Genomic DNA, 11,522 nt, shown 5'->3' on the forward strand with positions numbered 1-11,522 from the left:
CCCTTGTACGACAGCGACGCGCTCCCCACGGACGACCCTTCCCAGGCTGATCAACCAGAAGATCATCCCACCGGTCAGCCAACGTGACAGTGCCCGTCGCGCCGCTCATCTTCGGCGACACCGGGAAGCAGGGCGGCCGAACCGTGGTTCATGGTGTCGAGGTGGTCGCCGAGCTGAGCCATCGCCGTCGGTGTGTGGAGGTCAGCGGTCTGTCGCCGGACGTGTGGCACGGTTCTGTGGTCGCGTCTTGGTCAGTCCGTGCTCCACCGCCCTGAGCAGGGTGAGGGCGGCGTCGAGGTGTTCGGTGTCGTGGCCCGCGGCTCCGGAGACGGTCGCGGCCCACTCCTGCCGGACGAGGGTCGTGTTGCTACGTCCGCGCTCGGTGGAGTGGACCGTCACCCCGCGGCCGTCGGCCGAGTGGGCGCGCCGCTCGATGAAGCCCTTCTGTTCGAGCCCGCGCAGGACGGTCGAGAGGTTGGTGCGCTGGAGCCCGGTTGCGGCGGCGATGCGACTGGGCGGCGCTTCGGGGTCGCCCTTCAGGTAGCGCATCACCATGCCCTCGGACTGCGACAGGTGGACAGCCTGCTCGTCCGTGTAGCGGCGGAACTGGATCTCCCGGCTGATGATCAGTACGAGGTCGGCCAGTTCGGCCCACCGTGGCTCGTGGTCCGGCCCTGCTGTCGGGCCTGTCGGGTGCGCTTGGTCCTCCATCACGGTCCCAGGGTACGGGGTTGCCGCCAATTGGTTATGAGGGCATACTCCTTATGCACTCATAGTTATGAGTGCATAACATCCGCTCTTCTGGAGTCGTCATGACGACAACCACCTCCTCACCGGCCAGGGCGGCCGCGCTGTCGCCCCATGCCACGGCCCGCGCCGGCGGGCTGCACCCGGCCGGAGTGTTCATCCTGCTGGCGGGCGCATTCCTGCCGATCATGGACTTCTTCATCACCAACGTGGCCCTGCCCAGCATCGACGCCTCCCTGCACGCCTCCGCGTCCTCGCTGGAGCTGGTGATCGCCGGGTACGGCGTCGCGTACGCCACCCTGCTCGTCCTCGGCGGCCGGCTGGGCGACCGCTACGGCCGCCGCCGCGTCTTCCTCAGCGCGCTCGTGGGCTTCGTGCTGGCATCGCTGGCCTGCGGTGTCGCCCCGAGCGTGGGTGCGCTGATCGCCGCCCGCCTCGTCCAGGGCGCCACCGCCGCCCTGCTGATCCCCCAGGTGCTGGCGACCTTCCACCACGTCCTCGAAGGGGAACGCAAGTCCCGTGCCGTGGCCCTGTACGGGGCCACCTCCGGCATCGCCGCCGTGGTCGGGCAACTGGTGGGCGGCCTGCTGGTCAGCGCCGACATCGCCGGTACCTCCTGGCGCCCGATCTTCCTGGTCAACGTACCCATCGGCGTGATCGTGCTGATCGTCGCGGCCCGAATCGTGCCCGACACCCGCTCGCACCACCCCGTCGGCATCGACCTGCCCGGCACCGTGCTGTTCGCCGCCACCCTGACCGCCCTGCTCGTCCCGCTGACCGAGGGCCACTCCTTGGGCTGGCCGTGGTGGACCTGGCTGATGCTTGCCGCCGCGGTCGTGCTTGGTGCCGCCACCTACGTCGTGGAGAAGCGCGCCGAGCGGCGCGGTGAGGTCCCGCTGCTGCCGCCGTCGCTGCTGCGGCTGCCGTCGATGTCCCGCGGCCTGGTCATGGTATTCGCCTTCAGCATCGGCTTCGGCGCGTTCATGTTCGTCTTCGCCCTCACCGTCCAGAACGGCCTGCACGCGGACGCCCTGCACGGCGGCTTGGCGATCCTTCCGATGGCCCTGCTGTTCTTCGCCGGCTCACTGTTCGCGCCGCGGCTCATCAGCCGATTCGGCAGGGCGGCGCTGTCCGCCGGCGCCGTCATTCAACTCGCCGGACTGGTCTCCCTGGTGGCGGTCCTGCTCGTGAAGTGGCCGCACGTCAGCCTGTGGGCCATGGCCGTACCGCTCGCCCTGGCCGGGGCCGGGCAGTCGATGCTGTTCGCCGGCCTGTTCCGCAGCGTGCTCGCCGACGTCCCCGCCCACCTGGGCGGCATCGGCAGCGGCGCGCTGATCACTCTGCAGCAGAGCGGACTCGCTCTCGGGGTGGCCACGCTCGGCACCCTCTACATCAGCCTCGCGCCGCACGGCGTCTCGCACGCCTTTGCCGGAGTCGAGTACGTGCACATGGGCATCGTCGCCCTCCTTGCGATCGGCGCCGCCGCCCTACCGCGCTTCACCGCCTCGGCGCCGGCTGCCACGCCGGTCGTCGACGCCTGAACGCGCCCCTGATGAAGAGGGAGCAGTGATGAGTCTTCTCGACTTGTCGCGATGGCAGTTCGCCATCACCGTGATGTTCCACATGTCCTTTCCGGCGATCACCGTCGGCCTGTCGATCTTCCTGTCGGTCGTCTACGGCCTGTACTGGCGCACCGGCAGGGCGGTCTACCTGCAGATGTTCCGGTTCTGGCGGCGCATCTTCGCCGTCGGCTTCGCGATCGGCGTGGTCGCCGGAGCCGTCATCACCTTCCAGATGGGGCTCAACTGGGGCGTGTACGGGGCGAAGACCGGCCCGATCATCGGGCCGATCATCGGCATGGAGGTCGTGACGGCCTTCTTCGTCGAGGCCGGCTTCATCGGCGTCCTGCTCTACGGGGACGGCCGCGTTCGCAAGGGCACGATGTTCGTGTCCACCGTGATGGTGTCGGTGGGCACGATCCTGTCGTCCACGTGGATCATCGCGGCGAACTCGTGGATGCAGACGCCCGCCGGCTTCAAGGTCGTCCACGGCCAGTTCCAGCCGACGGACTGGATGCGCGTGATCTTCAACCCGTCGTTCATCTGGCGGTGGCCGCACATGCTGGCCGCCGTGCTGATCTCGGCGAGTTTCTTCGTCGCCGGGATCTCGGCCTGGTACCTGGTCAAGGGGCGTGCGAAGGGCTTCGCCCGCCGCTCGATGTCGATCGCGCTCGGGATCGCCGCGCTGCTGATGCCCGTTCAGCTCTACCTCGGTGACAGCGTCGCCGGGCATGAACTTCCGTACCAGCTTTCGAAGTTGGAGGCGATGGAAGGCAACTGGGACAACGGCAACACGGGCTTCGTCCTGTTCGCCGTCCCGGACCAGCAAGCCGCGCGGAACATCGCCGAGCTCGACATTCCCTGCCTCGGCAGCTACATCGCCAAGGACCTCAGCTGCAAGACGCCCATGCCCGGCCTGAAGCGCACCCCGGCAGCCGACCGGCCGGACATGGCCGCGACCTTCTGGGGCTTCCGCGTCATGTTCCTGGCGGCCGTGCTGATGTTCGCCACGGCGTTCGCCGCCACGGTCCTGCGCATGCGCAACCGCCTGTGGACCGCGCGCCGCTTCCACCGGTTCGTCCTGTGGACGACACCGGCGGGGATCCTGGCCATCCTCGGCGGCTGGGTCACCGCCGAAGCGGGACGGCAACCGTGGATCGTGTTCGGGCAACTCCGCACCTCGGCCGCCGTATCCCACCTGGCACCCGGCGAAGTCCTGTTCTCCGTGATCGGCTTCTCCGTGCTCTACCTGATCATGCTGGTGGCCTACGTCGCCTACACCGTCCGCACCATGCGCATCGGCCCGGAACGCGACGACCCCGGGCAGGAGCCGCCACCGGAGAATCTGCCGGACACCGGACGGAGCCGGCGTGCCAAGGACACCGTGTCGCTGGAGCTTCCCGTGCCGCCCGGCTCCCGGGAGGTGGCGGCGCGATGACCATCACCCTCTGGTCGGCGACCGTACTCGTCTGTCTCCTGATGTACGTCGTGCTGGACGGCTACGACCTCGGAGTCGGCGTGGCCACCCTCTTCGAACGCGACCCCGCACGCCGTCGGCACATGCTGGAGTCGGTCGCGGTGGGCTGGGACGGCAACGAGACCTGGCTCATCCTGCTCGGCGTCGCGCTCTGGGCAGGATTCCCCCTGGCCTTCGGCACGATCCTGCCGCACGCCTACCTGCCGATGACCGTGGTGCTCTTCTCCCTCATCGTGCGCGGTGTGAGCGTCGAGATGGCGTCCCAGGCGCCGCCGGCTCCACGCTGGACGACAGCCTTCGGCGTGGCGTCGCTGCTGGCCTCGTTCGGACAGGGCTTCGCCCTGGGGACGCTGACCTCAGCGGTACATCTACGGGGAGACGTGTACACCGGGTCGGCCTTCGGCGCCTTCAACTGGTTCTGTGCGCTGTCGGGGGCCGCCGCCACAGCCGGGTACACCGCTCTCGGCTACGCCTACACCAAGCACAAGTCGTCCGGGCTCCTGAGGGAGTCGGCGGCCCGACGGGGTGCGGCCGCCACAGCGGTAGGGGGAGTGCTGCTGGTCGTGCTCCTCTTCGCCGTCAACGCCACCGCGGCACCGCTGAACCTCGACAGCCCGGGGCGGGCCTTCGCGTTTGCGGGGCTGCTGCTGTTCGCCGCCGGGGGAGGGGCGACCTCACTCGTCACGTTCCCGCGGCTGCGGGAGTCCGGTCCGGCGGACACCCTGCCGCTGGGCGGGCTCGTCGTCGCGACGGTGTCCGTGTTCCTCGCCCTGGCCGTGGCCCGCTACCCGCTGCTCGTGCCACCGGGTCTTGCCGTCGACAGCGCCGCAGGCCCGCACTCCACGTTGGTCTTCATCCTCGTGGGCATCGGCCTGAACATGCCGCTGGTGCTGGCCTACAACGTGTTCGCCCACCGGGCCTTCGCAGGAAAGTTCCACGCCGAACTCCCGGCAGCCGACGGTCCCCTCGTCACAGGGAGCACGCTCATCACCACCCGAGACTCCGGCCACGCGTGGACGCTGCGCGCGCCGTTCCGTGTCGTGCTGCGTCTGCTCGCCGCGGTCGTCTGGACCGTGCTGGGCCTGCTCGCCTATTTCGTCTGCCAGGGGATGTTCGGTGGCTACCGGCAGGTCCACTCGCAGCTGCTGACCACCATGGGCATGATCGCCATCGCTGTGACCGGTGGCATCGCGTGGATCGTCGACGAGCGGCGCCCTCATGACGACGAATGAGATGGAGGAGACGAGTGAGCCGGGCGCCGCCGGGAAGCGGCAGGACGACGACGCGTGGCTCACCGCGTGCGCCGCACCGGGACGGCACTGGTTCGGCCTGTCGGGCACCCTCCAGACACTGGAGACGCTGTTCACGATCGCCCGCTGGGGCGCCCTGGCATGGACCGCCCAGGCAGTGATGGACCGGGCCGGGATGCACGAGACATGGGGCCTCGTGGCCTTCGCCGTGACGAGTGTGCCGGCGGTGGGCGCCGGCTGGGCAGCGGGCACGCTCGCCGACCGAGGCGCACGTGCCGTCGCGACCGGCCTGCGGCAGCAGTTGACGGGCGCTCTGTTGCCCGCCACCGGGCGGATCAGCGAGGCCGGCCCGGCCGAGGCCGCGTGGGCGATGGTCGACCTGGCCGACGACGTCGCCGACTTCCACGCGCAGACCGCGCCCCTGCGCCGGTCGGCACCGCTGTCCATGCTCGCCGTGCTGGCGGTCACGGCCACGGTGCACTGGCCGGCCGCGATCGTGCTAGTCCTGACCACCGCGCTGCTGCCCCTCAACATGCGCCTGGCGGGACTGTTCGCCCAGCACGGCGCGGACCGGCAGTCGGCCGCGACCCGGCACCTGAACGCCGTCGTCCTCGACAGCTTCCGCGGCATGCGGACGCTGCGCGAGCTCGGCGCGGTCGGCCGGCGCGGCCGAACCCTGACCACGGCCGCCGAGCGGCTGAACAAGGCGACGATGAGCGTGCTGCGCCGCGCCTTCCTGTCCGGGATGATCATGGACGTCGTCATCACGTTCTCCATCGCGGTGAACGCCACCTACATCGGCCTGTCGCTGCTCGGCTACGTGCACGTGCCGCACGCCCCGCAGCTCAATCTCTTCACCGGTCTGCTGGTGCTGCTCCTGTGTCCGATGTACTTCGCCCCGATGTGGGCCAGGGCCTCAGCCTTCCATCTGCGGGAACGCGCGATGGTCGCGGCCGGCGCCATCCAGGGCATCGTCAAAGACACCCCTGCCGAGGTGATCGGGGCGGTCCGTCCGCAGCCGACCGAGCCGGTCGGTGTATCACTGACAGCAGTCCGCTTCCGCTACGGCGGCACCGACCACGACACCATCAGCGCCGACGCCGAGTTCGCACCGGGCACCTGGACCGCGATCACCGGTGCCTCGGGTTCCGGAAAGAGCACGCTGCTGTCGCTGATCGCCGGCCTGCGCCAGCCGTCGGCCGGACAGGTCCGGTGGCAGACCTCGTCCGTACGGCAGGCGCCGGCACTCGGCGGATGCGCCTGGGTCGGACAGCAGACCGTGCTGCTCGACGCGACCGTCCGGGACAACATCCGGCTGGGCCGTCCGGACGCCGCCGAGCAACAGATCCGGCGGGCCGTCGACGCCGCCGGGCTGAGCGCCGTGATCGAGGGCCTCCCCGAGGGGCTGAACACCCGTCTCGGTGAGGGCGGTTGGGGCGTGTCGACGGGTGAAGCCCGCCGGATCGCCATCGCCCGCGCCTTTCTGCGGGGAGCCCGGCTGTGGCTGCTGGACGAGCCGACCGCCCACCTCGACGCGGACAGTGAACGCGAGGTCGTCGAGGCCCTGCGGCGGGCCACCGACGGCTGCACCGTCGTCGTCGCCACCCACTCCTTCCCGCTGGCCGCCGCGGCCGACACCGTGCTCGTACTCGACGACGGCCTCCTGCACGACGCGAGGCCGGTGAACGCGAGATGAGCAGCAGCCGTGACCCGAACGTCCGTGGTAGGCGGGCGCGTTCGTATGCGGTCGGCGGGCTGGTGCTCGCGGTCGTAGCCGAACTGTCCTCCGCCGGACTGCTCGGTCTGTCTGGCTGGTTCATCAGCGCCTGCGCCGTCGCCGGAGCGGCCACCTTCAGCTCCTTCTCCTACATCGCCCCCAGCGGCGGTGTGCGTGCCTTCGCCCTGGCCCGCGTCGTCGGCAACTACACCAAGCGTCTGGTGCTGCACGCCGCCGCCCTGCGCCGGGTCGCCACCGCTCGGGCCGACCTCTTCGACCGTGCCGCGGCCACCGACCAGACAAGGGGGGACGGCCTGTGGTCGGGTGAACTGCTCGACCGCAGCATGGCCGACGCCGACAGCGCCGGGATGGCACTGATCGAGTGCACAGCACCCGTCGCCGTCACCGCCGTGCTCACCGCCGGTGCCGTCCTGGCCGTCGCGGCGTCCACGTCCATCGTGACGGCCGCCGTACTCGCGGCCGGCGTCGTCATCATGGCGGTGATCGCGCACCATGCGCCCGGCACCGCCCGCGAAGCCGAGCAGCACACCCGCAAGGCGCTGCGTGCCGAACTCGTCACCGCCGTCGACGCATGGACGGAGCTGGCATCGCTCGGCGCCGCCGAGCAGCTCGCGGCGCGCACGACGACGAGGTTCGCCCGCCTCGACACCGCGCGGCAAGCGTCCGGTCGGCGCAGGCACCGGACCACTCTGGCCACCGGCCTGATCGGCACGGCCACCCTGACCGCCACTGCGGCCACCGGCAGCGCACCGGATTCCCCCATGTTCGTGTTCGTCGCCCTGCTGTCCCTCGGCGTCCTGGCGCAGGCCGAGCAACTCACGAACGCCGCCGAAGCCCGAGCCACCGCGAAGGCCGCACACCGCAGGCTCACGACAAGCGTGCCGCACACCGCGCGCGACCCCACCGCTGCGGAGATACGGGCATGGTCCACCGAGCAGGGCATCGGCTTCGCCGACTACGTCCTTCCGCCGATGGCCCTGCGGCCGGGGCGCGTCCTCGGTGCCACTGTCGCCCGAGGCGCGTTGCTCGTCGTCACCGGCCGCTCCGGCAGCGGCAAGAGCACCCTGCTCCGAGCCCTCGCCTCGTCACTGCGGCAAGTGACCGAAGGGTGCGACGGCCGGCCCGCCGTCGTGGCCGTCGCCGCCGACGACCACCTCTTCACCGGCACCCTCGGATCCAACTGGCGCCTCGCCGACGCCGTCCTGACCGACGAAGAGATCGACGAACGCCTCGCCGAACTGCGGCTGAACGACAGCGGACTGACCGCCACCACCTCCGTCGGCCCCGGCGGGAGGCAGCTCTCCGGCGGGGAGCTCCGCCGGGTCTATCTGGGCCGGGCCCTGGCCTGCCACCCGCACGTACTGATCGTCGACGAACCGACCACGGGCCTGGACGACCGAACCGCCCGACACGTACTCGGCATCCTCACCGACCTGCCCGACACCACCGTCGTCATCGCCCTGCACGCCGTACCGGCATGGCTCTTGCCGGCCGGGCAGGTGACGCAACTGCCGCTCGACCACAGGGGACCGTAAATTCCGCACCTCCCAGGAGGCACCATGACCACAGCACAACTCCGCGATGTGCTCGCCGACCGCCGTTGCGGGCGGCCGAACGCGACGCAGGCCGAGGCGGAGCTCCAAGCCCGCTTCGAACCGGCCCTGATGTTTCTCGACCGGCTCTACTCGGCCGCCCTGCGCATGACCGGCCATCCGGCCGACGCCGAGGACCTCGTCCAGGAGACGTACGCCAGGGCCTACACCTCGTTCCACCAGTTCCGCGAGGGCACGAACCTCAGGGCATGGCTGTACCGCATCCTCACCACCACCTTCCTCAACTCCCGCCGCAGCCAGCGGCGTCGGCCGCAGTACGACGGCACGGCGGAGATGGACGACTGGCAGCTGGCCCGTGCCGAGTCGCACACCTCAACGGGCCTGCGAACGGCCGAATCCGAAGCGCTCGACCACCTGCCTGACGCGGACGTCAAGGCGGCACTGCAGGCCATCCCCGAGGGCTTCCGCATCGTCGTGTACCTCTTCGACGTCGAGGGCTTCACCGTTCGGGAGATCGCCGACTTCATGCGGACCCCCGTCGGCACGGTGCTGTCCCGGCTGCACCGCGGGCGCGGGCAGTTGCGCTCGCAGCTGGAGCGCTACGCCCGTGAGCACCGGCTCGTCCCGGCGGCCCGGTGCCGGCGCGGCGAGCGGAAGCGATGTGGCCACGCATGACCAACAGGAAGATCCTCAGTCGCCGCGCCACGAACTCCCCGTCCGCGGCCGCCTCAACCGGAGGCCTTGCTCTTGTCCCGCCTCGGCCGGCCGGGCGTGCGCGGGGCCTCCTCGCGGTTCTCGCCTGCCTGACGGCAGTGGGCCCGCTCGCCATCGACATGTACATACCCGGCTTCCCGGCCATGAGCCGCACGTTGCACACCAGCAGCCCCGCCATCCAGCTGACGCTCACGGCCTTCCTGGCCGGCGTCGTCGTCGGCCAGATCGTCATCGGGCCCGTCAGCGACAGCCTCGGCCGGCGGGGACTGTTGATCGGCGGCTGTGCCGGGTTCGCCCTCGTAGCTCTGGCCTGCGCGTTCGCGCCCGGCATCGGCGCGCTCATCGCCGCCCGTTTCATACTGGGATTCGTCGGCGCCGCCGGCATGGTGCTCGCGCGGGCAGTGATCACCGATCTCTTCCACGGTCCGGAGGTACCCCGGCACTTCGCCCTGCTCTCCCAGATCATGAGCGTGGCCCCCGTCATCGCCCCCGTCGTCGGCGGGGCGATCCTGTCCGTGTCCACCTGGCGGGCCGTCTTCGGCGCACTCTGTCTGGCCGGGGTGCTCCTGCTCGTCGCGGTGCTGGTGAAGGTGCCCGAGTCCCTTCCACCGGAGCGCCGCCACAAGGGCGGCCGCGTGGGGACGTTCGGCGCGATGGGCCGCCTGACGCGCAACCGGTCGTTCATGGGCTGCGCCCTGGTGCTCGGCCTGGCCTCGGCCGCACTGTTCTCCTACATCAGCGGTTCCAGCTTCGTCTTCGAGCGTATCCACGGCGCCTCCCCGGTCGTGTACTCGCTCATCTTCGCCGTGAACGCGATCGGCATGCTGCTGGCCGGAGCCCTCTTCAGCAGACTGAGTCACCGGGTAAGCATGAACGCCCTGCTGACCGCGGCGGTTGCCGTGTGCCTCGCAGGAACCCTCGTACAAGTGCTGCTCACCATGATTCTGGGAGAGAGCTTCGCCGCGAGCTGGATCTGCCAGTTCGTGGTCCTGTGGGGGATCGGCATGCTCCTGCCGGCCACCATGACCCTCGGGCAGAACCTGGGCCGCGCCGCGCCCGGAGCGGCGTCCGCCTTGCTCGGGGGAATGCAGTTCCTCTTCGGCGCGGTCGCCTCTCCTGTGGTGGGTCTCTTCGGCGAGACCAGTTCGCTGCCGATGTCCCTGGGCATGCTCGTATCCGCCGCCCTGGCAGCCCTGGCCCTCATCGTCCTTGTCCGCCCGCGGGCTGTCACTCCGTCAGGGCGAGAGATGGTTATGGACACATAATGATTATGTGGTTATAGTTATTAGGTCATAGTCGGTCGCGCGGCGAGGGCGGGTAACCCGGCCCGGAGTCGGACGCCATTCCGCAGCGACGTATGGCCGCCGTACCGAATCACACGAACGTGGACGAATCGAGGCTTGGCATGAATCAAGGCACGGAACCCACCGGAACGACACGACGTCAGCTGCTGCGAGCCGCGGCAGTCGGAGGGACGGCCGCCGCCGCGGCGTCACTGCTGCCCACCAGTGCGTGGGCCGACACCCGGGCACGCGGCGGCTCCCAGTACGTCGCGGGAGTCGACGTCATACCCGACGCCTCTCACGCCACCAATGCCCTGCTGACGCACATCCGCGGCTACTACCAGGCGAAGAGCGACCGCAACCTCGAATGGCAGTCGTCCTACTTCTCGCGCCGGCAGACCACCTACATCGACGCGATCCTCGGATGGCACTGGTACACCTGGCAGGACCTGCACGACGGACTCGCGACGTTCTACCCCAAGTGGCCGAAGGACAGTAAGTCGTATCCCACACGGATCCTGGGGGACACGACGAGCGCGATCCTCTTCTTCACCGACACGCCCGGCATGTTCGGTCCCGGCCAGGTGCGTAACGCGGGCGCGGTCAACTTCAACCGCCAGGGAAAGATCGAGCGTTGGGTCGACTACTGGGACTCGAGGCAGTTCGGTGTGTCCGATTGGCAGAAGGAGCAGGAGCCGCCGAACCAGTGGCCGACCGACTTCCGGGAGTCCACGGTCGGAGAGACCGCCTCACCGCTGATGCGCCGAGTCGCCGCCGACCTCGCGGAGGCCCTGCGAAAGAGTGACATCGCGGCCGCGATGGATCTGTTCTCGTCCGACGCCGTCTTCGAGGACGTGCCGGCGCATATCCAGATCACCAGCAAGGCGAGCATCCACGCGTACCTGACGAAGGCCGGCTCGGCACTCCCGTACGTCGGCGCCGGCACCGGCGTACGGCACGTGCTTGGCAACGATGTCGGAGGGGGGTACGAATGGACCGCGACGGGCGGCCCGGTGCCCCGGGGCATCACCGGTATCGAACTCGACCCGTGGGGCAGGATCGAGCGCTTCACCGCCGTGTGGAACGGCGCCTACGCCGATGGCTCCCTGTTGACCGAGCTGGCGCAGAAGGCGATCGAGCGATGACCCGAGCGTCGAACGCGGGGTGAGTATCCGGCCGGGCGGGCGCCCCATGACGCCGC

General features: G+C 69.9%; 9 protein-coding genes. 8 read left to right on the forward strand and 1 reads right to left on the reverse strand.

The window, feature by feature from the left end:
• Positions 1-201: 201 nt before the first annotated feature.
• Positions 202-711 carry a MarR family winged helix-turn-helix transcriptional regulator gene (locus ACFWWR_RS47070; protein ID WP_384310544.1) on the reverse strand — a complete coding sequence of 170 codons (510 nt, stop codon included), beginning with the start codon at positions 709-711 and terminating at the stop codon, positions 202-204.
• A gap of 101 nt (positions 712-812) precedes the next feature.
• Between ACFWWR_RS47070 and ACFWWR_RS47075 the strand changes: the two genes are divergently transcribed.
• The 8 genes from ACFWWR_RS47075 (at position 813) to ACFWWR_RS47110 (ending at position 11,466) form a co-directional block, all read left to right on the forward strand.
• Complete coding sequence (locus ACFWWR_RS47075) at positions 813-2,288, forward strand: MFS transporter (RefSeq protein WP_384310531.1); 1,476 nt, start codon at positions 813-815, stop codon at positions 2,286-2,288.
• Between the two features lie 28 nt (positions 2,289-2,316).
• On the forward strand, positions 2,317-3,744 hold the full coding sequence (locus ACFWWR_RS47080; protein WP_384310532.1) for a cytochrome ubiquinol oxidase subunit I: 1,428 nt from the start codon (positions 2,317-2,319) through the stop codon (positions 3,742-3,744).
• Positions 3,741-5,015: a cytochrome d ubiquinol oxidase subunit II gene (locus ACFWWR_RS47085; RefSeq protein ID WP_384310533.1), complete on the forward strand. Its 1,275-nt coding sequence runs from the start codon at positions 3,741-3,743 to the stop codon at positions 5,013-5,015. Before ACFWWR_RS47080 ends, ACFWWR_RS47085 begins: the two co-directional genes overlap by 4 nt.
• Complete coding sequence (locus tag ACFWWR_RS47090) at positions 5,002-6,729, forward strand: ABC transporter ATP-binding protein/permease (protein WP_384310535.1); 1,728 nt, start codon at positions 5,002-5,004, stop codon at positions 6,727-6,729. The genes ACFWWR_RS47085 and ACFWWR_RS47090 overlap by 14 nt, the downstream gene beginning before the upstream one ends.
• The gene (locus tag ACFWWR_RS47095; RefSeq protein ID WP_384310537.1) at positions 6,726-8,306 is read left to right on the forward strand and encodes an ATP-binding cassette domain-containing protein; all 1,581 of its coding nucleotides are present in this window, start codon (positions 6,726-6,728) and stop codon (positions 8,304-8,306) included. The genes ACFWWR_RS47090 and ACFWWR_RS47095 overlap by 4 nt, the downstream gene beginning before the upstream one ends.
• A gap of 24 nt (positions 8,307-8,330) precedes the next feature.
• Positions 8,331-8,999, forward strand: a complete 669-nt coding sequence (locus ACFWWR_RS47100; protein WP_384310539.1) for a sigma-70 family RNA polymerase sigma factor — start codon at positions 8,331-8,333, stop codon at positions 8,997-8,999.
• Entirely contained in the window at positions 8,996-10,303 is a 1,308-nt protein-coding gene (locus ACFWWR_RS47105) for a multidrug effflux MFS transporter (protein WP_384310541.1), read from the forward strand. The genes ACFWWR_RS47100 and ACFWWR_RS47105 overlap by 4 nt, the downstream gene beginning before the upstream one ends.
• 140 nt (positions 10,304-10,443) lie before the next feature.
• Positions 10,444-11,466: a nuclear transport factor 2 family protein gene (locus tag ACFWWR_RS47110; RefSeq protein WP_384310542.1), complete on the forward strand. Its 1,023-nt coding sequence runs from the start codon at positions 10,444-10,446 to the stop codon at positions 11,464-11,466.
• The last annotated feature ends 56 nt before the right edge of the window (positions 11,467-11,522 follow it).

The sequence above is a fragment of the Streptomyces sp. NPDC058678 genome, assembly GCF_042714835.1.
Taxonomy (GTDB): Bacteria; Actinomycetota; Actinomycetes; order Streptomycetales; family Streptomycetaceae; genus Streptomyces.